Origin of the sequence: Streptomyces sp. CA-249302 (genome assembly GCF_050936785.1) — a bacterium.
Classification (GTDB): domain Bacteria; phylum Actinomycetota; class Actinomycetes; order Streptomycetales; family Streptomycetaceae; genus Streptomyces.
In genome coordinates this window covers 5636384-5660903 of record NZ_JBNJMG010000001.1, presented here as the reverse complement: position 1 = coordinate 5660903, position 24520 = coordinate 5636384, and the positions used below count along the sequence as shown (strand labels likewise).

Below are 24520 nucleotides of genomic sequence, written 5' to 3'. Positions count from 1 at the left end.
AACGGTCTTCCAGTCACTGCGCCCGGATGGCGTCCGCCGGTGGGGTGCGCAGCGCCTGGCGGGTGGGGAGTTCGATGGTGAGGAAGGCCGTCGCGGTGACCGTGAGGGCGAGGGCGGGGAGGAGCCAGACGGGGCCCGCGGGCCAGGGGTGGTCGAGGAAGCCCTGGCCCAGGAGGGCGAGGGGCGGAGCGGAGAGCAGGACGGACGTGGTGAGCGCGGTGGCGGCGGTCACCGCTGCCTCGCGGCGCATCATCGCGCGGATCTGGCGGGGTGTGGTGCCGTTGAGGCGCAGGGCCCCGAGTTCGACCCGGCGCTGGGCCGTGGCGGCTACCAGCTTGTTGGCGATACTGAGCAGCAGGTAGACGAGCAGCACCACGATGGTGGCCAGGTTGATCCACACCTCCGGCGGGGCGTTCCGCAGGCCGTCGGCGGCCTTGGGGGTCGCCTCCTCCAGCGCCAGGCCGGGATGGGACGCGGCGAGGGTGCTCAGGGCCTGCCGGGCCGTCGGCGAACCGTCCGTGCGGATCAGGATGCTCTGGTCGAGCCCCGTCGTGGTGTGGCCGGCCGCCAGGTCGTGGGAGAGCACCACCGTGCCGAAGCCGAGACCGCGGGCGTAGACGGCGACCACCCTGGCCGTCACCTTCGCGCCGTCGCCGAGGACGAGGCTCACCCGGTGACCGACTTCCGCGGAACGCGAGCGGGCGACCTCGCTGCTGACCGCGATCGTGGCGCCGGTGAGGCGGTCCAGGCTGCCGTCCCGCACGTCGAGGTCGAGGACGTCGGAGGCGTCCGGGGTGAGGATCATCGCGGAGCCGGAATCGGTCTCCGTCTCGCCGAACTGTCTGTACGGCCACACCACCGTGGTCGAGCCGACGGGAGCCGCCGCCCGTACCCCGGCCGTCCCGCGTACGTCCGTGAGCGTGCCGGCGGGCAGTCCGCCCAGGCCGGGTGCGCTCAGCCGCTGCTGGGCGAGGGTGCCGGTGCGGGTGTCGTCGGCGGTGGCGGCCAGCACGGTGGTCTGGGTCAGGGTGTACGTCAGCACGAACACGACCGCCATGGCCAGCGTGGAGACGATGCCCGCGTTGCGCAGGGCGTAGGCGCGGACGTTGGCCATCGCCAGCCAGGTCGCGGCGGAGCCTCCCCCGCGCGAGCGAAGCCGAGCGTGGGGGAGGGTGCGCCGGGCCGCCGCGTTCCCGACGGCCCGGACCAGAGCCGGTCCGGACAGGGCGAGGCCGATCGCCCCGAGGATGCCCGCGATGGAGGTGGCGCTCGCGCCGATGACCGTGCGGGAGAAGAGCGGCAGGGCCGACATGGTGGTCGCGGCGAGGATGACCAGCAGGCCGATACGGGTCCGGGTCCGCGACGGGTCGCGCGGCTCGCTGCGGGATTCGGCGACCGCCTCGGTGGCCGGCATGCGCGAGGTGCGCCAGGCCGAGCCGCGGGCCGAGATCTGCACGACCAGGGCCAGCAGGAGGACCGTCGCGAGGGCGGGCAACGGGCTGATGGTGAGGGGGAGTTCGGACGGTACGACACCCCGGTCGGCCAGCAGCCGGCGGAACTGCCCGGCCAGCAGATACCCCAGCCCCACACCCGGTACGAGCGCCACGGCCGCGACGACGGTCGACTGCCCGGCGGCAAGTCGCCTGATCTGCTTCGGAGTTGCGCCGACGGCCCGCATCAGCGCCAGGTCGCGGCGCTGCCCGGCGATCGACACGGCCAGCGCGCTCGCCATCACGAACCCGGTGATCAGCAGGACGATCCCGGCGAGGGAACCGGCCAGCAGGATCAGGAGGGACCGGGACGCGCCCGCTCCGGGGGACACCAGGTCCCCGCGTCCCGCGCCGGTGACCGTCCGAAGACCGGTGCCCGCCAGCTTCGTACGGACTTCGGCGGCGACCCGTTCCCCGGCACCGGGTGCGGCCCGCAGGCCGACGAGGTCGACGCGGTCACCGCGACCGGACAGCCGTACCGCCGTCGTATCGGCGAAGAGGACACCGGCGCCCGGCGCGTCGACGACGGCGGAGACGCGATACCCGGCGGCGGGGCGGGCGTCGGCGACGACCTGGACCCGGTCGCCGACCTCGATGCCGGCTGCGACCGCGGTGGCGCGGTCCACGGCGATCTCGCCGGAACCCGTCGGCGCCCGGCCCTCGATGTGCGGACCGGCCAGCAGCTTGGTCGAGGACCAGCCGTGTCCGGCCGTCCGGGGGTCCGCGGTCGGTACGGCCCGTCCGTGGGCGTCGACGAGTGCGGCGGGGAAGGCGAGGTCGCCGACCGTGGCGGTGACGCCGGGCAGGTCGGCCAGTTCGGCGGCCAGCCGGGCCGGGACCGTACGGCGTTCCGGGAGCGCGATCGGCAGGTCGCCGGGTGGGTGGTACTCCTGGTCGGCGGCGACCACGACGTCCGCTCCGGCGAGGCGGCCGGCGGGCAGGTGGGAGCGCAGGCCGGACTCGGCGAGCACGCCGGTGCCGGTGACGAGGGCCGCTCCGCCGAGGACCGCGCAGGCCACGGCGACCAGTGCGGTGATGCGGTGGCGGACCATCTGTATCGCGAGACGCAGCACGGCTCACACCTCTCCCAACGCGACGAGACGGCGGGCGAGTTCGGGGGCGGTCGGCGTGTCGAGGGCCTCGACGACCCGGCCGTCGGCCATGACCAGGACGCGGTGTGCGCGGGCCGCGGCGGCCGGGTCGTGGGTGACCATCACGACGGTCTGCCCGAGGTCGTCGACCAGGTCCCGGAGCAGGTCGAGTACCTCGTGGGCGCTGCGCAGGTCGAGCGCCCCGGTCGGTTCGTCGGCGAACACGACGGCGGGTCTGGCCACCAACGCCCGTACGACGGCGGCCCGTTGCTGCTGCCCGCCGGAGAGTTCGGCCGGGCGGTGGGTGAGCCGGTCGGTGAGGCCGACGCGTTCCACCAGGGTGCGCAGCCAGTCGTGGTCCGGGGTGCGGCCCGCGAGCCGCAGGGGCAGGGTGATGTTGTCCTCGATGCTGAGCGAGGGGATCAGGTTGTACGCCTGGAACACGAACCCGACGCGTTCCCGGCGCAGTTCGGTGCGGCGGGTCTCGTTCAGGCCGGCGATCTCGTGGCCGTCGATACGGACGCTGCCCGAGGTCGGGGAGTCGAGCCCGGCGGCGCAGTGCATCAGCGTGCTCTTGCCGGAGCCCGACGGTCCCATCACGGCGAGGAACGTGCCGCGTTCCACGGTCAGCGACACCTCGTCGAGGGCGCGGACGCCACCGGCGTACTCCTTGGCGACCCGGTCCAGGGCGATGGCGGGGCTCATCGACGGCCCCGCAGGTTGCGTACGACGAGGGTGCCGCCGCACAGCACGGTGACCGCGCCGCAGGCCAGGTGCACCCAGGTGTCCGCCTGGCCGTAGGAGGCCGCCATGTTGGCCACGGCGCTGAGCACCACCAGGATCCAGAGCAGGGCGCGGGCGACGTCCCCGCGGGTCAGGGCGGGCGATTCGGTGTTCTGCACGGGGGTTCCTCCCGAGGTCTGCTGTCGTCACCGACGCTATGGATCGGCACCCCCTCGGCCGATCCCGCAGGCCGCCCGGTTCGGGGTACAGCAGGCTGTACTTCCGGCTGTCATTCCGGGCCCGGCGCTGACGGTCAACCGGCGTGCGGCATAAGGTCCTTCGCGACGAAGGGAGGGCGCATGGCCGTCCAGCGCAACCCCCCGGCCGACGACCCGGCCGACGACCGGCGTGCGGGTCTCGGGGAGACCGTCGTTCGGACCCTGCGCGCCGCCGGCACCGCGGTCGGGGAGCTCGCCTCCGGGCTCGGCACCGCCTTCCTGGCCCTGGCCTTGCTGCTCTGGCTGGCCGTCGCCGCCGTGACCGGCGCGGTCGGCGTGGGCCTGCTCATGGCGCCCGCGTTCCTGCGCGCGCTGCACGCCCTCGCCGGCCGGGAGCGTGCCCGGCTCGGCCGCTGGGGACCCGAGGTCATCGCCCCGCAGCCGCCGCCGACGCGGCTGCGGGCCGCCCTCGTCGACCCCGTCACCCGACGCGAACTGCGCTGGCTGGTCCGACACGCCACCCTGGGCCTCCTGCTGGGCCTGCTCGGCGTCCTGCTGCCGCTCTCCGCCGTGCGCGACAGCGCCTTCCCGCTGTACTGGAAGTTCGCGCCCACGGACACGACCGCCACCTCCGTGGGCGTCGGCGTCGCGCACTCCTGGCCGGACGCGCTCGCCGTGGCCCTGCTCGGCCTGGGCTGGATCCTCATCGTCCTCGGGCTCGGCCCCGGCATGGCGCGGCTCCAGGCCCGCCCGGGACGCGAACTCCTCGCGGCCGGACAGGAGACGGACCTGTCCCTCCGTATCGCCGAACTCACCGCCACCCGCGCCGCCGCACTCGACGCGCACGCCACCGAACTGCGGCGCATCGAGCGCTCGTTGCACGACGGCACGCAGAACCGGATCGTCTCCGTGACCGTGCTGCTCGGCGCCGCCCGCCGCATGGTCGCGCGCGATCCGGCCGGCGCCGACGAGCTCCTGGAGCGCGCCCAGTCGGCCGCCGAACAGGCCCTCGCGGAGTTGCGCACGGTCTCCCGGAGCATCCTGCCCCCGGTGCTCGCCGACCGCGGACTCGCCGGGGCCCTGTCCGGTCTGGCCGTGAACTGCGCGGTGCCGTGCCGGGTCGACGTCGACGTGCCCGAACGCTGTGCCGCGTCCGTCGAGGCGACCGCCTACTTCGTCGTCGCCGAGGCCCTGACCAACATCGCCAAGCACAGCGGCGCCCGGCAGGCGACCGTCACGGCCCGCAGCCGCGGCGGCCGTCTTCTGCTGAGCGTCGAGGACGACGGGCGGGGCGGCGCCGACCCGGACGGCGGTTCCGGGCTCACCGGCATCCGCCGCCGTGTCGCCGCGCTCGACGGCACGCTCTCCCTGGCCAGCCCGCCCGGCGGCCCGACGACCCTGAAGGTGGACCTGCCCTGTGGATCATGACCGTACGGATACGGATACGGATGGCGCCATGCGCATTGTGATCGCCGAGGACGACCCCTTGCTGCGCGAGGGGCTCGCCCTGCTGCTGCGCGCCGAGTCCCTCGACGTGGTGGCCACGGCGGGCACCCCCGAGGAGGCGCTGGCCGCGATCGACGAGCACAAGCCGGACGTGGCGATCCTCGACGTACGGATGCCGCCGACGCACACCGACGAGGGGATCGTCGCGGCGGTCGAGGCCCGGCGCCGCCGCCCCGAACTGGCCGTCCTGGTCCTCTCCGCGTACGTCGAGCAGAGCTTCGCCACCGAGCTGCTCGGCGGCGGTGTCGGCGGCCTCGGCTATCTGCTCAAGGAACGGGTCGGCCGGGTCGAGGAGTTCCTGGACGCCCTGCACCGGGTGGCGGCCGGCGGCACCGCCATCGACCCCGAGGTCGTCGCGCAGCTCTTCACCCGCTCCCGCCAGGACACCCGCCTCGACCGGCTGAGCCCGCGCGAACGGGACGTACTCGCCCTGATGGCCGAGGGGTTGGGCAACACGGCGATCGCCGAACGGCTCGTCGTCACCGAGGGCGCCGTCCACAAACACATCCGCAGCATCTTCGCCAAGCTCGACCTGTCCCCGGCGGACCAGGTGGACCGCCGGGTGGCGGCGGTCCTGCGCTATCTGGAGGACCTGCGGCGACTGGCGTGAGCGGATCAGGATCAACCGGGCGGTGTCACACCGGCCTTGTCCGCGACCCCGACGTCGAGCAGTGCTTCCGTCCCGGAGCCCAGGTAGGTGAGATCCGCCTTGCCGAAGACCCACACCTCGCGGCCCTCGCTGCCCTTGAAGGCCAGGCCAACGCCCGAACGACCCGCGTAGTCCTCGGCGTTGGCGACGACCGAGACGCCCGGGACCTTCGCCGCGGCCCGGTAGAGCGCGGCGTCCAGCTCGGGGAGGAGGGTGGCGTCGGCGAGCAGGTCGCCGATCCTCTCCAGCGCCTGGCCCCTGTCGTCCTTCGTGTCGCCGTAGATCTTCCGCAGCAGCGCGTCCGGATCGGTGGGCAGGGCCTCCAGCTCACGGAAGGTGGTGACGTTCGGGTCGGGGTTCAGCCGCATCTCGTGCGTGCCTCTGGAGTACGAGGAGAAAGGGTCCCGGGGCCGGAACGGCGGCCCGTTCAGCACCGTGATCCGGCGCAGTCCCAGGCGTTTGCCGTCGACGGCGGTCCAACTGGACTCGCGCAGGGTCCGGACGTCCTGGTCCGAGAACTTCATGAAGCCCTCGGTACGCACGTAGAGGTACTGGTCGTCGCGGACGGAAACGGCCTTCCTGGTGGCGGCGACGGCAGCGATGCGGTTCAGGAGGTCCACCGCCTCCGGGTCGGTGGTGGCGGTCCCGGAGCCCTTGGTGCCGACGACGACGGCAGCGATCACGACGGCCGCGGCGACGGGTACGGCGATCACGGCGAACCGGCGGCGCGGTGACGCCCTTCGCGGGGCGGTGAGTTCGCGCATCAGGTGGTCCTTCAGCACGTCATGACGGTCGTCGGCCAGGACCGGCTCGCCCGGGCTCGGCAGCAGCAGGGCCAGCTCTTCGCGCTCTTCGGGATTCATCGGTTCCCCTCCTGTGTCGACCGGACCGTCTCGCGGTGGCCGCCCCGGGCCGCCAACTCCGCCTCCGCCAGGCGCCGCAGCCGCTGTCTGGCCCGGGAGAGCCGGGACCGTACGGTGCTGGCCGGTACGCCGAGCGCCTCGCCCGCGGCCTCGTAACTCAGCCCCGACCACACGCACAGGGCGAACACCTCGCGCTCGGCGCCGCGGAGCCGGCCGAGGGCGGTGCGGGCGGCGGCGAGCCGTTCGGCGTCCTCCATACGGCCGACGAGTGCGTCCGCGAAATCGGGCACGGTGTCGCGGTCCACGGGGCGTCCGGGGATCCGGGCCAGCGCGGCGCTGTGCCGACGGGCGGCCCGACGGGTGTTGCGCAGGACGTTGGAGGCGATGCCGTAGAGCCAGGGCCGCAGGCTGTCGCCCTCGGGCGCCGGGGAGTCCCCCTCCGGCCGCACCCTGTCCCGCAGCCGCCAGGCCTCCAGAAAGGTCAGGGACACCACGTCCTCCGCGGTGCCCGCGTCCCCGGTCAGCCGGGCGGCATGACCGTACACGGCACGGGCGTGCGCCCCGAACAACTCGGCGAAGGCTTCCGGGTCACCGGCCCGTATCCGCTCACGCAGGGAAAGTTCCACGACTGACCCTGTCCGCCCGGCGGGCCTCGTCTCTATGACGGGGCTCACATCTGTACGCCGGTCTCACCGACCGCCGCCGGGTTCAGCCGTGCAGCGAGCGGTACGCCGCCACCGCCCCGGCGTGCAGCGCGATGCTGCCCGTGCCGATCAGGCTGCCGACGTCGAGGAACCGGGTGCCGACCGCGTGGGCGGGGACGAGGGCGGTGGCGTGGCGGACCAGGACGCGGGTGAGGACGTCGGCCAGGCGGCGGGGGAGGTCGGGGCGGCACACCAGGAGGTTGGAGACGCCGATGGTGGCGACGCCGCCCGCCGCCCGGTACGCGCCCGCCGGCAGCCGTACCTCCGACAGGCCCGAACCGGCCAGCCCCACCCGGCCGCCGAGGCGGGGCAGCAGGCCCGCCAGCGGGAGGAAACGCAGGCCGGGTGAGTCGTCCAGCTCCGAGAGGGCCGGAATGGGTACGCCGCCCACGACCAGCACCGCCTCCACGGCACCCGACCGCACGGCCTGGGCCACGGCGTCCATCTGGAGGTGGCGTACCTGGACGTCGTCGCCGGGGGTGAGGCCCGCGGCGCGCAGGATCCGCTCGCCGAGGACCGCCCCGCCCGAGCCGGTCGCGCCGAGCCAGACCGTGTGACCGGCGAGGTCGGACACGGCACGCACGGGCAGGTCGGAGCGTACGGCGAACTGGAGGTACGTCTCGTAGACCCGGCCGATCGCCCGGAGCGGCACCGGGTCCGGGAAGGGGTCGCTGCCCTCGGCGGCGGCCCGCGCGGTGTCGGTGAGGGTGAGCGCGAGCTCGGCGTGGTGGTCACGCAGCAGCTCGATGTTGGCGACGCTGGCCGCGGTGGTGAGGACTCGGCAGCGCAGTCGGGGGTACTCCGCTTCGAGTTCGGCCGCGAGGAGATGCCCGAACGCGGCGTGCAGTCCCTCGGGTTCACCGGTCGCCAGCCGCAGCACACCGCTCAGCACCCCGGGACTCCGCCGCGAGGCGTCCCCGGCGAGCACACCGCCAAGACCACCGACGGCTGCCGCGCCGACCAGGGCACGCAGGGCGGTACGGCGGTCGGGCAGCGGCAAGGGCGGCGCGGGCAGGTGGGTCATGTCCCGCCCACCGCACACCACTTGCGGACCCGCCGACCCGCCACACGCCGACCCGCCGCACACCACTTGCGGACCCGCCGACCCGCCACACGCCGACCCGCCGCACACCACTTGCGGACCCGCCGACCCGCCGCACACCAGCTCACCGCACGCCGACCCACCACCCCCCGACTCACCGCACACCCCCGTCCACCAGCCCCCGGGGCAGCAACGCCCGCGCCCGCAACCCCCGCGGCTCCGCCACCGCCAGCTCCAGCCGCCCCCCGCGCCCCGCCAGCAGCTGTTCCGCGATGGCGAGTCCCAGCCCCGTACCCGTCGCCCCCGTCCGGCCGTCCGCGCGCCAGAACCTCGTTGTGGCCCGGGTGAGTTCCTCCGCCTTCAGGCCGGGGCCGTTGTCCGTCACCGTGAGGACCGCACTCCGGCCTTCCGTCGTGCAGGTGAGGGTGATCTCGGCGTTGCGGCCTGCGTACTTGATGGCGTTGTCCAGGAGGATGTCCGTGATCTGGGCGAGTTCGCGGTCCGTGCAGGCGACGGGGACCGGGGTGGTGGCACGGGTGGTGAGGCGGGCGCCCGCGTGGTGGGCGAGGGGTTCCCACAAGTGGTGCTGGGCGCGGGCGACCGCCGCCGCGTCGCAGTGGGCGTCCGTTGCGTCGGTGACGGCGAGTTCCCCAGCCCGGTGTTCGGCGGTGGCGAGGGCGAGCATGTCGTCCAACAGGGTTTCCAGGCGGTCGAGTTCGGTGGTCACGCCCGTGTAGGTGCGGTCGGCGGAGGGCGCGAGGTGGGTGTGCAGGGCGTCGACGCGCAGCCGGAGCGCGGCCATCGGGTTGCGCATCTGGTGGGAGGTGTCGGCGACGAGCCGGCGCTGCTGCTCCAGGGCGGCCGTGACCGTACGGGCCATGCGGTTGAAGCCGGCGGCCAGTTGACGGAGTTCCGGTGGGCCCCCGGCCCGGGTCTGCTCCGGCGGCAGCCCCGCGGCGAGCTGCCCGACCGCGCGGTCGAGGTGACGTAGCGGACGTACCACCCAATGGGTGGCCGCGCGGGCGAGGACCGTGCAGGCCAGCGCCACCAGAGCCGTACCCGCGAGGACCACCGCCCAGCGCCGGGCGACGTCGTGTGCCGCGACTCGTACCGAGGCCCGCAGCACCACCGCCCCGGACACCTGGGTCCCCGTGCCCGCGGGTTCCGCGAACATCGCGTACCCGTGCGACCAGGGCTGGAGCGTGCCGCCCGGCTTGGTGGTCGCGTTGCGCAGGGCCGCGTCGACGAGGCGGGCGACGGCCGGGTCCGCGGCCCGCATGCCGCCGGTCTCGACGACGGGCGTGCGGCGGGCGTCCGTGACGACGAGCGCCTCCCCGTACAGCAGGGTGTAGCGGCGCGCCTCGGCCGTGATCGCCGACGTGTCGCCGGTCGCCGCGGCCTGGTCCATGAGGGACGCGAAGCGGTCGAGGTCGGCGCTGCGGCCGAGGACCAGCTGCTGGGTGCGGTCGGACGCGGTGAACAGCAGCAGGGGTACGGCGAACGCGGCCACCGCGAGCACGGCGAAGGCGAGCAGCGCGGCCTGTACCCGGTTACGCATGCCGCGCCCCCACGCCTCTCACTCCCCTCGGTCCCCGAAGCGGTAGCCGAAGCCGCGGATCGTGGTGAGCAGTTCGGGCCGGCCCAGCTTGGCGCGCAGCTGGGTGAGATGGACGTCCAGGGAGCGGGACACGGCGTGGAAGGCGTCGCCCCACACCTCGTCCAGGAGCTGCTGGCGGCTGACCGCCGTACCGGCCCGGCCCGCCAGCGCGGCGAGTACGGCGAACTCCTTGGCGGTCAGCTCGACCTCCGCCCCGCCGACCCGGACCCGGTGCGCGTCGAGGTCCACCTCCACGTCACCGGCCCGCACCGTGCGTGCGGCCGGGCTGTCCGGAACGGCCGCCGCCCGCCGGGTCACGGCGTCGATGCGGGCCAGCAGCTCGGCCAGCCGTACCGGCTTGACCAGGTAGTCGTCGGCACCGAGCCGCAGGCCCCGGACGACCGAGCGCTCGTCGCCGCGCGCGGTGAGGACCACCACGGACATGCCGCTCACCGTCCGCAGCGTGCGCAGCACGTCCAGGCCGTCGGCGTCGGGCAGGCCGAGGTCGAGAAGGAGCAGGTCGGCGCTGCGGTGGTAGGTGAGCACGTCCCGGCCGCGCCGGACGCGCCGGGTGAGGTGTCCGTGGTCGTACAGGACCTCGACGAGGGCCGCCGCCACCCCGTCGTCGTCCTCGGCCAGCAGAATGTGCACGGCCCCAGTATCCAGCCAATCCTGTGAACGATTCTGTGAACAATCTCGGGGCAAGCGGGGTGGCGCCGATGTTAAGGAGCGGTTAGTTCTGCGTCCGGGAGTCCCGGTCCGCCGGACGGGCGCGGCGACGCTACAGCGATCCAGGCGATCCGAGCGACGTACGCGACGTACGCGACCCAGAGGAAGGACTCGCTGTGGCCACGACACCCACACTCCCCGCCCCCGCCGCCCGCAGCCCGTGGAAGGCGATGATCGGCGGCTCGGTCGGCAACATGATCGAGTGGTACGACTGGTTCGTCTACTCGACCTTCTCCGTCTACTTCGCCTCGGCGTTCTTCCCCGAGGGGAACTCCACCGCACAGCTGCTGCGCACCGCGGGCATCTTCGCGGTCGGCTTCTTCATGCGGCCGGTCGGCGGCTGGCTGCTCGGCCGGATCGGCGACCGCAAGGGCCGTAAGTCCGCGCTCACCACCACCGTGACGCTGATGTCGCTGAGCGCGATCCTGATCGCGATCGCGCCGACGTACGACCAGGTCGGCTACTTCGGCGCCGCGGTCCTGCTGATCGCACGGCTGCTCCAGGGCCTGTCGGTGGGCGGCGAGTACGCGGCCAGCGCCACCTATCTGACCGAGGCCTCGGCGCCCGGCCGGCGCGGCTTCTTCTCCAGCTTCCAGATGGTGTCGATGAAGCTGGGCCAGCTCGTCGGCCTCGCCATCCAGATCGTCCTCCAGCACTCCATGTCCGAGGCGACGCTCTCCTCCTGGGGCTGGCGCATCCCGTTCGTCGTCGGGGCGGTCGGCGCGGCGGGCATCTTCTGGCTGCGCCGCAACCTGCTGGAGACCGAGGCGTACGAGGAGCTGGACGACGAGGCCGACGGCTCCGTGCGCGCCAAGCGCGGCACGCTGCGCGGACTGCTCGAGTACAAGCGGGAGTTCCTGCTGATCATCGCGTTCAGCATGGGCGGCACGCTGTGCGACTACACGTACTCGACGTACATGACCAAGTACCTCTCCAACACGGCGGGCCTGAGCAGGACCGACGCGGCGCTGGTCAGCTTCGCCGCCATCGCGGTCATGATGCTGATCCAGCCGCTGGCCGGTGCGCTCTCCGACCGGGTGGGCCGCCGCCCGCTGCTCATCGCCTTCGCGATCGGCGCGGTCTTCGGCACCGTGCCGCTCATGACCTCCCTCGGCAACGTCACGACCGCCGGCGGGGCCTTCGCGCTCATGCTGACCGGGCTGGTCATCATCACCGGCTACACCTCGATCAGCGGGGTGGTGAAGGCGGAGATGTTCCCGGCCCATGTGCGCGCCCTCGGGGTGGCGCTGCCCTACGCGATCGCCAACGCCCTGTTCGGCGGCACCGCCGAGTACGTGGCGCTGTGGTTCAAGGACGCGGGCATGGAGTCCGGCTTCTACTGGTACGTCACCGCGTGCTCGGCGGTCTCCCTGATCGTGTACATCACCATGCGCGAGACGCGGGACGCCGTGTTCTTCCAGCCCGGGAAGGCGGACCGGGTCCAGGAGGCGATGGCGAAGTGATCATCGAGTCGAGGAGTTCGGCGCGGTGGCCCTGAACCTCAACGCCGACACCACCGCGTTCATGCAGCTCGTCCAGGGCGACCTGTTCGCCGACTTCCCGACCCCGCGGTACGTCCTGAGCAACGTCTGCTTCGACACCTGCGTCTACCGCCAGAAGGACCGGAGAGGCTTCCGTTGACCGGGACGGCGGTGCGGGAGCCCGTCGTCCCGTGGCTAGTTTGAGCAGCCGTGCGTCGTCTTGGCGTCCGATTCACGTCCGATTCATGTCCGAGAGGAGAGGGTGCGGGTGGCCGTCGAAGACCAACTCGCCGCCCTGCTGGCCAAGGACGCCATCAGGGACGTGCTGCACTCCTACAGCCGCGGGCTCGACCGCATGGACCGCGCGCTGGCCGACTCCGTCTGGCATGCCGACGGGACCGCCGACTACGGCCCCGGACACCGGGGCGGCGCCGCCGGTTTCCTCGACTTCGTGTGGGCCTTCCACGCCGGCTTCCGCAGCCACTCGCACCTGGTGGCCAACGAGTTGATCCGGCTGGACCTGCCCTCGGGGACGGCCACCAGCGAGACCTACGTCGCGGTGTGGCTCCAGACCGCGCCGGAGGACGGTTTCGTCACCGACCAGGTCCACCGCGGCCGCTATCTCGACCGCTGGTCCCTGCGCGCGGGGCGCTGGGCGATCGACCACCGCGACTACGTCGGCGACATGTTCCACGAGGCCCGGCACGCCGACCGCTCCCCGGGCCCCGACCTCGCCCGCTGGGGCACCCGCGACGCCACCGACCTGTCGTATCCGCTCTTCGCGTCCTGAACCCGCGGAAGCCCACCCGGAAGATGAACCGGAAGCCCACCCGGAAGACCGATCGGAAGATCACTCGGAGATCTTCCGGTTGTCCCCGGGGCGGACACAATCGCCCATATGACGATCACCCCGGTCGCACCGCCCGTGCGCAGCACCCCCGTTGGCCTCGCCCGGGGGTTTCTGACCGGCGGTGTGATCGGGACCTCGCTCGCCGCGCTCGTCGTCGGCACCGTCGTCGAGAGCGTGCCGCTGTTCGTCACGGGCCTGGTGCTGCCCGCGGTCCACGGCCTGCTCTTCTTCCTCGCCGGTGCGCCGCGGCGGGCCCGGGAGCGGGCCGTCGTACCCCGCACGGCCCTCGCGATGATCGAGAGCCGGGAGGCCGTCGGCGGCGAGTCGAGCGACGTTCCGGTGCGGTTCGAGGTCACCGTCGCGCCGGACGACGCGTCGGCGTTCCGCGTCGAGTTCCGGCAGGACATCAACATCGTCGACCTGCCCGACTACCGGCCGCGCGGGATCGTGGTGGTGCAGTACCCGCCGGACCGGCCGTGGCGGGTGCGGATCGTGAAGCGGCCGACGCCGGAGTGGGAGGAGCGGGCGGCCGGGGCCCGACTCGACTCGGCGCCCGGACCGGCCATGACCGACGATTCCCCCGAGGGCTGCGCCCCCGGCTTCCTCACGCTGCTGGGCCTGCTGCTCGGTGCCGCCGCCGTGATCCTGCTGTTCCGCGCCGACCTGTTCGACCAGGACAGCACCGCGCGGCCGCCCGCCTCCGCCGGGCCCTCCGTCTCCTCCAGGTCGTCGACGACCGTCGTGTCGTCGGCGTCCGGCACGGTCACCCTCGGCCCCGGCCAGTCGTTCCTCGACAAGGGCGAACTGCGCCGGGCCATCGACTCGTTGACCAAGGACAAGACGAAGGGCGCAGGCACGGGCACGGGCGAGGCGCTCACCCTCGTAGTACAAGACCGTGTGCTGTCGGTCGTGTTCGCCCCCACCGGCACCCAAGTCGCCGGCTTCGACCCGGCCTCCCTGCCCTACGAACGCTTCCCCGCCCTGGTCCAGGAGGCCAGGACCACCCTCGGTGCCGGCTCCCCGGGGAGCTGGCAGATCACCGCCGAGCATCTCTCCGGCTCGCTCACGGTCAGGGTCGGCGTGACCGGCCCGCAGGGCACGGCCGCGCTGGAGGCGGACGGCGAGGGCAAGGTCGTACGACGGATCCCGGCAGGCTGAGGAGCGAGGCGCATGGGCTGGCACGTGTATCTGGCGCTGTGGTGTGGGGTGTTCGCCGCGTTGGCGCTGGTCGGGTACGGGCTGTCGCTGGCCGGGGTGACCCGGGCGCAGCGGACGGTGCGGGTCCTGGGGCGGGTCGAGCGGGTCCGGGAGCCCCGGCACGGGAGCTCCCAGAAGGACGGGATAGCCGTGGTGGTCTCCTTCCGCGACCCGGCCACCGGGGAGGAGTTCACCGTGACCAACGACGGTGACCGCGGCGACAAGGTCACCAAGGCATGGACCGGCCGGGAGATCGGCATCCTCTACCCGCGCGGCCGACCGCACGCCTTCCGGTTCACCGACGACCTCTCCGCGGGCCGGCACGGACTCGGGCGGCCGAACTGCGCGGTCCTCCTGGTCTACGTCGGTCTGGTGACCGGCGCCGCGATCGAGTGGGGCTGGCCGTGGGCCCTGATCGGCGCCGGCGTTCCCTGGTCCGTCCTCGGCGTGATCTACGTTCCCGAGAACGCACGGCAGATGAGCCGCCGTATCGCCACGCTCTCCGCCGTGGCCCCGGTCCCGGGCAAGGTCGTCGCCGTGCTCAAGGACGTCAGCACCGACGCGGACGGCGACACCTTCACCAGCCACACACCGGTCGTCGCCTTCACCACCCACGAGGGCACGGCCGTCCTCGCCTACTGCGACTCGGGCCTCGCGGACCCCGTCCACTCCCACGGCCGGGACCTCACGATCCACTACGCCCCCGACGACCCGACGACCTTCTCCCCCGACCTCGCGGACGAACACCGCTCCCGGAGGTTCGACATCGTCGCCGGCGTGGTGGCCGTCCTCCTCGGGTGGCGGCGGTCGTCGTGGGGGCGGTCCTGCTCGCGCTCTGACGCCCGCCGCTCGCCGAGTTGTCCGCGAACTCCCCCGGAATTGTCCGCGATCGGTAACGGACGGATCCCATGAGCAACTTCCGTCGTCCTGCCAGGTGGTCACACGGTGATCGACGATCTGTGCGAACTACTCGAAAGCAGGACGGACATGGCGCGGCACAGCGGCGGGCGGGGCTGGTACGGCAAGGTGCTCGGTGCGGCCCTCGGGGTGACGATGCTCGCCGCCGGTGCCTCGGTGTGGACCGCGCAGGCCGGTGCCGTGGGCAGTTCCTCGCCGAAGGTGACCACGTCCAAGCCGGCCGTCAAGCCGGTCGACATCACCATCGCGCACGCCTCGGACAAGGGGGCGCACGGCGTCAACATCACCATCGACGACGGCCCCGACCCGACCTGGACCCCCCAAGTCCTCGCCGTGCTGCGGGAGTACGGGGTCAAGGCCACGTTCTGCATGGTGGGCACCCAGGCGCAGGAGTACCCGGACCTGGTGAAGCAGGTCGTCGCGGCCGGGCACCGGCTGTGCGACCACTCGGTGTCGCACGACACCACCATGGACAAGAAGTCCGAGGCCTACCAGTCGAAGGAGATACTCGACGCCGAGGCCATGATCACCAAGGCCTCGGGAGGCGTACGGCCCATGTACTACCGGGCGCCCGGCGGCGCGTTCACCCCGTACAGCCGCAAGCTGGCCGCCTCCCGGGGCATGCGCCCGCTGGGCTGGAACGTGGACTCCAAGGACTTCGAGCGCCCCGGCGTGGACGCCATCGTCGCCACGGTCCAGCAGGAACTCCCGGGCGGCCCGACGATCCTCTTCCACGACGCGGGCGGCGACCGCTCCCAGACCGTCGAGGCCCTGCGCCGCGTCCTCCCCTGGCTCAAGGAGCAGGGCTACACCTTCGGCTTCCCGGTGCGCTGAGGTGCCGAAGACGTACAGCCGCAGGACGACGAAGCGGCCGATGCCCGCGAGGGCGGAGGCGCTCAGGTAGACGGTCTGCTCGGTCAGCAGGCCCGGCGAGGACTGCACCAGGTGCAGGACGTACACGGCGGCGCCGGTCGCCAGATAGGCGCCGAGGGCGGATCCCGCGGACTGCCAGTGCTCCCGCCGGCCGGCACCGCGCCCCTTGCCGAAGGTGTACCGGGCGTGGAGTTCGGTGCACAGGAGGGTGGACGCGGCGGTGACGACCGCGTTCGAGACGGCCCACGGCACGAGCAGGGCCAGCAGCGGTACGGCGAGGCCGGCGAGGACTCCGACGCCGCCGCCGAGGAGCACGAACCGTATGAACTTCCGCATCGCGCGCTCCTTCGCCCCGTTGTTTCTGACGACGGAAACGCTACGTTGCGTTTACATATTCGGCAACAAGCCTGTTGCGTATTAACTACTACTTCGCAGGTGAACAGCTATAAATCATTGCAATGGAGTGAAGGCTAACGCAACAGCCTCCACCCCCCTTGCGTTGCAACAGCCTGGCGGCGACGAGACGGGTGCGGTGTTCGGGTGGCGGTGGTGATTGGATGACCGAAGCTTGCGAGGTGGATGGGACGCGGGGGTTGAGGGGAACGAGTGTCAGGGGCAACAGGGGTCGAGGAGACGGAGGGCTTCGCGCAGCTGTTGCGCGAGCTCAAGGACCGTTCGGGGCTGAGCTACGGCGCGCTGGCCAAACGCCTGCACATGAGTACGTCGACGCTGCACCGCTACTGCAACGGCACCGCGGTGCCGGTCGAGTACGCACCGGTGGAGCGCCTCGCACGGGTCTGCCGGGCGACACCGCAGGAGCTGGTGGAACTGCACCGCCGCTGGATCCTGGCGGACGCGGCGCGGCGGCGCAGGGTGGAGGCGGACGCGTCGACCGGCCCGCCCGCAGCGGCAGTTGACGGGAACGAGACGCCGGGCGCAGTCGCCGTGCCGGCCGCCGACGAGCCGATGACCGCCGCACACGAACCGGTCGTCGTAGACCTGCCGGGTGCGCCCACGTCACCGCGGCACCCGGGTCGTCGCCGTACCGTGCTCATCGCCGCCGTGGCGGTGGCCGCCGTACTCGGAGCCTCCGTGCTCGCCCTCGGCATGCCCTTCGGCGGGGACGGGACGGCGAAGCAGCGGGCGGGCGGTACGACGGAGACGACGGCCGGCGCCGCCGGTGCCGTGCAGCCCTCCGTGTCCACGAGCAAGAAGGCGACCAAGCCGTCCGCTTCGGTCTCCGCCACCCCCACCGGGTCCGCGAGCGCCGGGTCCGGCACCTCGAAGAGCGGTGGCGCCCAGGGCTCGGACAAGTCCAGCGGCGACAGCGACGCGGTGCCGCTCACCGTCGGCGTCCGGCCCTACGTCTACGACAACCCGTGCAGCCAGGAGTTCCTCGTCGACAGCGAGCCCGCGCAGGTCGGCCCGCCGGCGAACGAACCGGACGCCCCGCGCTGGGCCGCCGCCTACGGGGCCGTCTCCGCGGGGCAGCAGGAGGTCGCCCTCACCGTCCAGGGCACCGGCGCGGACACCGTCGTACTGGAGGCGCTGCACGTACGGATCGTCAGCAAGGGCGCGCCGCTGGCCTGGAACGACTACCACATGGGCGACGGCTGCGGCGGCGGTGTGGAGACCAAGGCGTTCGACGTCGACCTGGACCAGGGCAGCCCCACGGTGACCGTCAAGGGCGGTCAGCGCGACTTCCCGTACAAGGTCAGCGAGTCCGACCCCGAGGTCTTCTACGTCACCGCCCACACCGACGCGAGCGACGTCCGCTGGGACCTCAGCCTGGAGTGGTCCAGCGGCGACCGCCACGGCACGGTCCACGTCGACAACGACGGCACCCCGTTCCGCACCTGCACCGAAGCGGGCCGTACCAACTACGTCTACCCGCTGGGCGGCAGCGAGTGGATCAAGGAGGGCGGCTGACCTCGGACCCCGGAGGAAACACGGAGTAAAGGGTTCGGCATCGTCCCTCCAACAGTCTTGTTCTGGACATGACCCGTTCGATGGGATGCGCAGGACCACTCCGAACCACAGGGGGATCCATGCACATAGCCCGAACCGGGCTGGGCGTCGCGGCCGCCACGTCGGTCGCCGCCCTCGCGGCCACCGCGCTGACGGCCGCCGCGCCCGCCGCCGTACCGCACACCCTGGCGGTACCGGCCGTCGCCGGGCACACCCTGGTCCATGGCGTCAGCAGCCCGCTGAGCAGCGCGCAGTGCCAGGCCAAGTGGCAGATCAACTGCTACAACCCGCTCCAGTACCGCACCGCGTACGACCTCAACGCCCTGTACAAGAAGGGCGTCACGGGCAAGGGCCGCACCATCGTCATCGTCGACTCGTACGGTTCGCCGACCGTGCAGCACGACCTCGACGTCTACAGCAAGCAGTTCCACCTGCCCAGCACCAAGGTGAAGGTCGTCAAGTGGGGCCATGTGCCCGCCTTCGACCCCAAGAACGAGGACATGACCGGCTGGGCCGGCGAGACCACCCTGGACGTCGAGATGGCGCACGCGGTGGCGCCGGCGGCGAAGATCGTGGTCGTGGAGACGGCGGTCTCCGAGACCGAGGGCACCACCGGTCTCCCGGAGATGATGGACGCCGAGAAGTACCTGATCGACCACAACGTCGGCGACGTCATCAGCCAGAGCTTCGGCGCCACGGAGAACACCTTCCCCGGCTTCGACCAGGGCGACTTCTCCAGCATCAAGAACCTGCGGTACGCCTACAAGGACGCCGACAAGAAGCACGTGACCGTGCTGGCCGCCTCCGGTGACGGCGGCGCGACCGACCTCCAGGCGGACGGGAAGACGTACTACGACAAGCGCGTCAACTCCTGGCCGTCCTCGGACCCGTTGGTCACCTCGATCGGCGGCACCCAGCTGCACCTCGACGACAAGGGCAACCGCGTCAAGCCGGACAGCGTCTACAACGACTACGGCTCCGGCGGCGGCGGCCAGTCCCACGTCTTCACCCGCCCGTCCTTCCAGAACGGCCTGAAGAGCGTGGTCGGTTCGCGGCGCGGCACGCCCGACATCTCGATGGCCGCGGCCGTCAACGGCGGCGCCTGGATCTACTCCAGCTACGACCCGACCGCCGTCGGCTGGGACGTCAGCGGCGGCACCAGCGAGGCCACCCCGCTCTTCGCGGGCATCGTCGCGCTGGCCGACCAGGCGGGCGGGCACCGGGTGGGCAACATCCAGCAGGCCCTGTACGGCCTCGCCGCCCACCACGCCAAGGCCAACGGCGTCGTCGACGTCAACGACGGCACGAACAACAGCTACGAGGGCGTGACCGGCTACAAGGCGGTCAACGGCTACGACCTCGCGACCGGCGTCGGCACCCTGGACGCCCTGAAGTTCGTACCGGCCCTCGCGAAGGCGAGCCACGGCGGCTGACCCCCACGGCACGGAACGGGCGTCCTCAAGTCGAGGGCGCCCGTTCCCCGTTCAGGCCGCGGTCCGGACCGTCGACTCCGCCGGAGCCTGCTGCCGTACGGCCCTGCGCCGCCCCGGCATCCCGAGCGTCGGGTTGGCGACGCCCCAGGCCGCGCCCTTGCAGATCAGTTCCTTGTAGAAGGCGGCGAACCGGCCGGTCAGGGCCGCGCTGACCGCTCGGTCGTCGGCGGTGACGTACTGGATCAGGCCCTCCCCGCGGCCCAGCGAGACGCACTGGTTGAAGTAGCGCAGGGGCGCGTTCGGAAGCTTTCCGCCGGTCAGCCGGGCCGCGATGGAGTCGGCGGCCTGCCAGGCCATGGGGGTGCCCGAGGCGCAGGACATCCGCAGCGGCTTGTCGCCGGGGCCCATCGCCTGCGCGGCGTCGCCGACGGCGTACACGTCCGGGTGCGAGACCGAGCGCATGGTGCCGTCGACCACGATCCGCCCGGTGCCGGCGACCTCCAGGGTGGTGGCCCTGGCGATCGGGTGGACGGCGAAGCCGGTGGTCCACACGGTGACCGCGGCGGGGACCGAACTCCCGTCGGCGGTAGTCACCTTGTCGGCCGCTACGGCGGTGACGGCCGCGTTCTCGTGCACGGTGATCCCGAGCCGGTCGACGACCTTGCGCAGGTGCCGGCGGCCCTTCGGCGAGAGCCAGTCGCCGAGTTCACCGCGGGCGGCGAGGGCGACGTCGAGGTCCGGGCGGGCCTCGGCGATCTCGGTCGCGGCCTCAAGACCGGTGAGGCCGCCGCCGACCACGACCACCGCCTGCCCGGCGGTCAGCCCGGCCAGCCGCTCGCGCAGCCGGAGCGCTCCGGGACGGCTCGCGATCTGGTGGGCGTGCTCGGCGACGCCGGGAACGCCCTGGTCGTTCCAGCCACTGCCGAGGGCGTACACGAGGGTGTCGTACTCGACGGAGTCCTCGGTGCCGTCCGCGTCGAGGACGGTGACGGTCCTGCGGTCCACGTCCACGGCGGTGACCCTCGCGAGGCGGAGCCGCACGCCGGTGCCGGCGAACATCTCGGTGAAGGGCCGGGCCTTGAGGTCCTGGCCGGTGGCGAGCTGGTGCATCCGGACTCGTTCGACGAAGTCGGGCTCGGCGTTGACGAGGGTGATGGCGACATCCTCGCGGCGCAGCCGCCGGGCGAGGCGGCCGGCGGCGGTGGCGCCGGCGTATCCGGCTCCGAGGACGACGATGCGGTGCTGCATGTCCGTGCTCCTGTCAGCTGGCTCTTCAGCGGGCTCTTCAGCGGTTCGCCCCTTGAACCGGGCAGCCCGCCGTTTCCTGACAGGAACGCGGTGTGAAGCAGCTCACACAGTCGTCAGAACAGTCTCAGCAGCGGTTCTCCGTGCTCGGCGGCGGCCCACTGCCTCGTCGCCCGTTCGAGCTTGTCGGGGTTGACCTGACTGCGGCACGCGGCGATGCCGTCCTCGGTGATCTCCAGGCACATGACGCCGAAGACCCGGCCGTCGACGACCGCCACGAGGGCGGGACCGCCGTTGGCGTCCGAGGCGTACAGCACGACCGAGCCACCGGCCTGCGCCTGCTGCGCCTTGCCCGGCTTGAACAGACCCCGCATGAACTTCGCGACCGCGAGGGCCCCTTCGAAGGCCTTGGCCCGCGCCGGAACCTTCCCGCCGCCGTCGCCGATCGCGACCGCGTCCTGGGTGAGCAGCCGTACCAGCGGCTCGGTCCGGCCGCTGGTGGCGGCGGCCAGGAACTCGTCGATCACCCGCCGCGCGGTGGCCTCGTCGACCTCGGTCCGCGCCTTGCCCTCCGCGACGCGCTTGCGGGCCCGGTGCAGGAGCTGCTGGCAGCCGGCCTCGGTGAGGTCGAGGATCTCGGCGATCTCCCGGTGCGAGTAGGCGAACGCCTCCCGCAGCACGTACACCGTCCGCTCGTTGGGCGTGAGCCGCTCCAGCAGCGCCATCACGGCGTACGACAGGGATTCGCGCTGTTCCGCGGTGTCGGCGGGGCCGAGCATCGGGTCGCCGGCCAGCAGCGGTTCGGGGAGCCACTGGCCGACGTAGGTCTCACGGCGGGCGCGGGCCGAGGTGAGCTGGTTGAGGCAGAGGTTGGTGAGGGCCTTCGTCAGCCAGGCCTCGGGGACCTCGATCCGCTCGACCTCGGCCGCCTGCCAGCGCAGGAACGTCTCCTGCACGGCGTCCTCCGCCTCGCTCGCGGAGCCGAGCAGGCGGTAGGCGATGGCCTCCAGACGGGGCCTGGAGGCCTCGAACCGATCGACGTCGCTCATGGTCAGCGCCATGACGACGATCCTAACCGGCGGCGACCAGGCGCCACCGGGGCGCCTCAGTAGCCGTAGCGGCTCTTGATGTGGTGCCAGAAGTCGCGGAGCATCCACTGGTCGAACTCGGTGATCTCCGTCGCGCTGCCGGCGTTCATGATGAACCCGCCGACGCCGCTGGGGGTCCAGTCGTAGAAGTCGTCCAGGCCGAAGGTGTGGCCGACCTCGTGCAGATAGATGTGCAGGTTCTCGGAGTCGAGTCCGCCCGTGAAGTACTCCTGGTCGACCCGCTGCCCCCAGTCACCGCCCGCGCCGCCGAAGCCCATGCCCTTGGTCAGCCACAGCGACTGGTCGTAGTGGTGGGCCTCCTTGCCGGGGCACTGCGAGTAGTCGCCGTCCTGGTGGAAGAACCGGCCGCAGGGCTCGGCACACTGCGGGACGCCCCCGCTGTCGAGGTTGTTGACGTAGACGTCGACCGAGTCGTCGTTCCACTTCAGGGTCGCGCGGTCCTTCACCGCCCAGCCGACGACCTTGACCTTCACCGAGGAGTACGGCCAGTCGTCGTACCCCTTGCCGTTCTCGGTGAGGTCCGCCATCCACTTCCCGAACTGCTTCTGCAGGGTGGTCTGGATGCTGTCGCGCAGGGTCGCGGTGACGGGGTTGTCGGAGTCCCAGCGGACGCAGTAGTTGACGGTGCCCTTGTTGGCGATGATCTGGTCGAAGCCGTAGTTCTTGAAGCCGTAGATGTCCGGGTACGTCGAGGCCATGTGGTCCCAGACCTCACCGAGCGGCTTGACCAGGCCGGCGGGCGGGGCGTAGGCGGCGGCCTCGGTCGTCGGGGTGGCGGACGGGGTGGGCGTCGCGGTGGCCGTGGGGGTCGGCGTTTCCGTCGCCGTGGCAGTCGGGGTCGGCGTCGGACTGCTGGACTCGCTGAAGCTGGGGGCGACCGTCGGGTCGCCGGGGTCGGGGCTCGTGTCGGCGCCGGAGGAGCAGGACCTGCCGTTGAGCTGGAAGGCGACGGGCGCGGAGGTGGCCCCGGAACGCGAGCCGAGGAAACCGGCGGTGACGGTGTCGCCCTTCCCCAGCGAGCCGTTCCAACTCGCGTTGTTCACGGCGACGTCGGTGCCGGACTGCTTCCACTCACCGTTCCAGCCCTGGGTGACCTTCTCGCCGCCGGCGAACTCGAAGGTGAGCTTCCAACTGGTCAGCGCCGCGCCCTTGTTGGTGACGGCGACGCTGCCCTGGAAGCCGTTCGACCACTGGCCCGAGACCTGGTAGTCCACCGAGCAGGTGGACTCGGCGCCGTTCGCCAGCAACGGCACCAGCGCGCCGGTCCCGGCCACGAGCGCGGCGGCGACGGCGAGCGGCACCGGGCGCAGGAAGCGTCTGCGCAGTCGGTGGGTGGTCGTACGGGTCTGTCTCATCGCGTGGTTCCTTCACCGCGGGGATGGTGTCGGACCGCAGTGGTCACCGGCGGGAGATTGGTTGCCGCGCGATCGGATCGGACGTCGGGGGTCAGACGGCGCGGGCCAACTCCTCCAGCCGGTCGTGGAGATGGTCCACGTGGTGCTCGGACTCCGGCTTCATCAGGACGCTGCGCAGGACGCGGGCGCCGTCCGCGTCCGGGACGATCCCGGGGTGCCGGGCGGCGAAGGCGTCCCGCCCGGCCCGGAAGGTACTCAGGAAGACGGGATCGGGGTTGGCGGCCATGCCGTCCGCGAGGATGCGGGCCGATGCCGCGTCGATGGCGGTGAGGGCAGGCGGATCGAGGACCGGAAAGTACGTGACGATGTCCAACTCGGGCCGCTGGTAGAGCTCCAGGACATCGGACGCGTCGATGAGCTCCGCCCACCGCAGCGCCGCCCGCCGCCCGGCCGCGAGCACCGCGCCGAGCCCCTCACGGGTGGGCGGGAGCAGCTGGAAGGTGAGCCACAGGGCCGCGGCCGAGGCACCGGCCCGGGAACACTCCAGACTGATCTCGCCGAGGTGGAGGTCGGCGGAGGTGAAGTAGGTGTACGGCGAGTCGTGCAGGTAGAAGCGGCCGACCTCGGGGTCACGGAAGAGGACGGCTCCACAGCCGTAGGGCTGAAGCCCGTGCTTGTGCGGGTCGACGACGACCGAGTCGCACCGCGCGATGGCCCGCCACGGCTCCGGCGCCAGCCCCTCGCTCCCCTCCGCCCCGGCGAGCAGCGTGAAGAAGCCGCCGTAAGCGGCGTCGACATGGATCCGCACGCCGTACCGCTCGGCGATCGGAAGCACATCGTGCACGGGATCGACGGCGCCGAGCCCGGTGGTGCCGGTGGTGAGAACGACCGTGCCGACCTCCCCCGTGCGCAGCACGTCCTCCAGCGCGTCGAGGTCCATCCGCCCCCGGCCGTCGGTGCGGACGGGATGGCTGGCGACACCCAGGACGTGGCACATGCGCCCATGCGTGTAGTGGGCGTCGGCGCTGTGGGCGACGCCCCGGCCGGGGTGGAGTTCGCGGGCGACGAAGAGGGCTTCGAGGTTGGCGATCGTGCCGCTGGTGGTGAGGTGCCCGAGGTGGGTGTCGTAGCCGAACATCGCGGCGAGCCGGGCGACGGCCTCGCGTTCCATGGCGGCGGTTGCCGGGCCGCCGTCCAGGGCGTGGTTGTTGGGGTTGATGAGCATGGCGGTGAGGTGGCCGACGACGGCGGCGGGGTGCGGGGGCTTGAGCATCTGGCCCGCGTAGTGGGGGTGGAAGAAGGGGTAGTTGTCCTTCAGCCGGCCGGTGAACTCCTCGAAGGCGGCGGCGAATTGACGATCGTCCACCTGGAGGGACGGGTGCGGCTCGTAGGGGCCGAAGGTGTCGGCCCAGTCCTGTATCGCGCGGGTGGCCCGGCCGAGCCAGTGCTGAAGATCCATCGCTCACCTCGAGCTTTAGT

General features: G+C 72.3%; 21 protein-coding genes and 2 pseudogenes. 10 read left to right on the top strand and 13 right to left on the bottom strand.

Features of this window, described 5'->3' with window-relative positions:
* Positions 1-13 precede the first annotated feature (13 nt).
* The 3 genes from ACQEWB_RS25470 to ACQEWB_RS25460 are packed head-to-tail and all read right to left on the bottom strand — an operon-like array spanning position 14 to position 3483.
* On the bottom strand, positions 14-2563 hold the full coding sequence (locus ACQEWB_RS25470; protein WP_432834763.1) for an FtsX-like permease family protein: 2550 nt from the start codon (positions 2561-2563) through the stop codon (positions 14-16).
* Between the two features lie 3 nt (positions 2564-2566).
* Positions 2567-3286, bottom strand: coding sequence for an ABC transporter ATP-binding protein (locus ACQEWB_RS25465; RefSeq protein ID WP_432834760.1), 720 nt, complete (start codon positions 3284-3286; stop codon positions 2567-2569).
* Complete coding sequence (locus tag ACQEWB_RS25460) at positions 3283-3483, bottom strand: hypothetical protein (protein WP_432834758.1); 201 nt, start codon at positions 3481-3483, stop codon at positions 3283-3285. The genes ACQEWB_RS25465 and ACQEWB_RS25460 overlap by 4 nt, the downstream gene beginning before the upstream one ends.
* Before the next feature lie 180 nt (positions 3484-3663).
* On the opposite strand from ACQEWB_RS25460, the gene ACQEWB_RS25455 reads away from it, so the two are divergent.
* Complete coding sequence (locus ACQEWB_RS25455) at positions 3664-4950, top strand: sensor histidine kinase (RefSeq protein ID WP_432834756.1); 1287 nt, start codon at positions 3664-3666, stop codon at positions 4948-4950.
* 28 nt (positions 4951-4978) lie between these two features.
* A complete protein-coding gene (locus ACQEWB_RS25450; protein ID WP_432834754.1) occupies positions 4979-5638 on the top strand; it encodes a response regulator transcription factor in 660 nt (219 codons plus the stop codon).
* Positions 5639-5649: 11 nt separating this feature from the next.
* Here the strand turns inward: ACQEWB_RS25450 and ACQEWB_RS25445 are convergent, their stop codons facing one another.
* From ACQEWB_RS25445 to ACQEWB_RS25425, 5 genes are all read right to left on the bottom strand, one after another.
* The gene (locus ACQEWB_RS25445) at positions 5650-6540 is read right to left on the bottom strand and encodes a CU044_5270 family protein (RefSeq protein WP_432834752.1); all 891 of its coding nucleotides are present in this window, start codon (positions 6538-6540) and stop codon (positions 5650-5652) included.
* The gene (locus ACQEWB_RS25440) at positions 6537-7166 is read right to left on the bottom strand and encodes an RNA polymerase sigma factor (RefSeq protein WP_432834750.1); all 630 of its coding nucleotides are present in this window, start codon (positions 7164-7166) and stop codon (positions 6537-6539) included. Before ACQEWB_RS25440 ends, ACQEWB_RS25445 begins: the two co-directional genes overlap by 4 nt.
* A gap of 82 nt (positions 7167-7248) precedes the next feature.
* The gene (locus ACQEWB_RS25435; protein ID WP_432834748.1) at positions 7249-8268 is read right to left on the bottom strand and encodes a TAXI family TRAP transporter solute-binding subunit; all 1020 of its coding nucleotides are present in this window, start codon (positions 8266-8268) and stop codon (positions 7249-7251) included.
* A 172-nt stretch (positions 8269-8440) separates the two neighbouring features.
* Positions 8441-9844 (bottom strand): sensor histidine kinase, encoded by a 1404-nt coding sequence (locus ACQEWB_RS25430; protein WP_432834745.1) that lies wholly within the window; start codon positions 9842-9844, stop codon positions 8441-8443.
* Positions 9845-9862: 18 nt separating this feature from the next.
* Entirely contained in the window at positions 9863-10534 is a 672-nt protein-coding gene (locus ACQEWB_RS25425; protein WP_432834743.1) for a response regulator transcription factor, read from the bottom strand.
* A gap of 248 nt (positions 10535-10782) precedes the next feature.
* Here ACQEWB_RS25425 and ACQEWB_RS25420 point away from each other — a divergent pair, with 248 nt between their 5' ends.
* The 6 genes and pseudogenes from ACQEWB_RS25420 (at position 10783) to ACQEWB_RS25395 (ending at position 15892) form a co-directional block, all read left to right on the top strand.
* The gene (locus ACQEWB_RS25420; RefSeq protein WP_432844007.1) at positions 10783-12075 is read left to right on the top strand and encodes an MFS transporter; all 1293 of its coding nucleotides are present in this window, start codon (positions 10783-10785) and stop codon (positions 12073-12075) included.
* Between the two features lie 37 nt (positions 12076-12112).
* Positions 12113-12229, top strand: a pseudogene (locus tag ACQEWB_RS25415) (amidohydrolase family protein); the annotation flags it as partial.
* Between the two features lie 132 nt (positions 12230-12361).
* Complete coding sequence (locus ACQEWB_RS25410) at positions 12362-12883, top strand: nuclear transport factor 2 family protein (protein ID WP_432834741.1); 522 nt, start codon at positions 12362-12364, stop codon at positions 12881-12883.
* 108 nt (positions 12884-12991) lie between these two features.
* A complete protein-coding gene (locus ACQEWB_RS25405; protein WP_432834739.1) occupies positions 12992-14101 on the top strand; it encodes a hypothetical protein in 1110 nt (369 codons plus the stop codon).
* Positions 14102-14113: 12 nt separating this feature from the next.
* On the top strand, positions 14114-15052 hold the full coding sequence (locus tag ACQEWB_RS25400; protein WP_432834737.1) for a DUF3592 domain-containing protein: 939 nt from the start codon (positions 14114-14116) through the stop codon (positions 15050-15052).
* 75 nt (positions 15053-15127) lie between these two features.
* Positions 15128-15892 (top strand): polysaccharide deacetylase family protein, encoded by a 765-nt coding sequence (locus ACQEWB_RS25395; RefSeq protein ID WP_432844005.1) that lies wholly within the window; start codon positions 15128-15130, stop codon positions 15890-15892.
* Here ACQEWB_RS25395 and ACQEWB_RS25390 read toward each other — a convergent pair.
* Positions 15875-16267 (bottom strand): annotated as a pseudogene (locus ACQEWB_RS25390) (GtrA family protein); the annotation flags it as partial. The gene ACQEWB_RS25395 and the pseudogene ACQEWB_RS25390 sit on opposite strands and share 18 nt — an antisense overlap.
* 270 nt (positions 16268-16537) lie before the next feature.
* Between ACQEWB_RS25390 and ACQEWB_RS25385 the strand changes: the two are divergent.
* Together ACQEWB_RS25385 and ACQEWB_RS25380 are read left to right on the top strand one after the other, a co-directional pair.
* Positions 16538-17860 carry a helix-turn-helix domain-containing protein gene (locus ACQEWB_RS25385; RefSeq protein WP_432834735.1) on the top strand — a complete coding sequence of 441 codons (1323 nt, stop codon included), beginning with the start codon at positions 16538-16540 and terminating at the stop codon, positions 17858-17860.
* 119 nt (positions 17861-17979) lie between these two features.
* The gene (locus ACQEWB_RS25380) at positions 17980-19332 is read left to right on the top strand and encodes a S53 family peptidase (RefSeq protein WP_432834733.1); all 1353 of its coding nucleotides are present in this window, start codon (positions 17980-17982) and stop codon (positions 19330-19332) included.
* Positions 19333-19383: 51 nt separating this feature from the next.
* On the opposite strand, the gene ACQEWB_RS25375 is transcribed toward ACQEWB_RS25380, so the two are convergent.
* The 4 genes from ACQEWB_RS25375 to ACQEWB_RS25360 all read right to left on the bottom strand — a co-directional run bounded on the left by ACQEWB_RS25375 (position 19384) and on the right by ACQEWB_RS25360 (position 24500).
* Positions 19384-20580: an NAD(P)/FAD-dependent oxidoreductase gene (locus tag ACQEWB_RS25375; RefSeq protein WP_432834731.1), complete on the bottom strand. Its 1197-nt coding sequence runs from the start codon at positions 20578-20580 to the stop codon at positions 19384-19386.
* A 113-nt stretch (positions 20581-20693) separates the two neighbouring features.
* Entirely contained in the window at positions 20694-21638 is a 945-nt protein-coding gene (gene sigJ / locus ACQEWB_RS25370; protein ID WP_432834729.1) for an RNA polymerase sigma factor SigJ, read from the bottom strand.
* A 44-nt stretch (positions 21639-21682) separates the two neighbouring features.
* The gene (locus tag ACQEWB_RS25365; protein WP_432834727.1) at positions 21683-23041 is read right to left on the bottom strand and encodes a cellulose-binding domain-containing protein; all 1359 of its coding nucleotides are present in this window, start codon (positions 23039-23041) and stop codon (positions 21683-21685) included.
* 91 nt (positions 23042-23132) lie between these two features.
* Positions 23133-24500 (bottom strand): pyridoxal phosphate-dependent decarboxylase family protein, encoded by a 1368-nt coding sequence (locus ACQEWB_RS25360; protein ID WP_432834725.1) that lies wholly within the window; start codon positions 24498-24500, stop codon positions 23133-23135.
* Between the last annotated feature and the right edge of the window lie 20 nt (positions 24501-24520).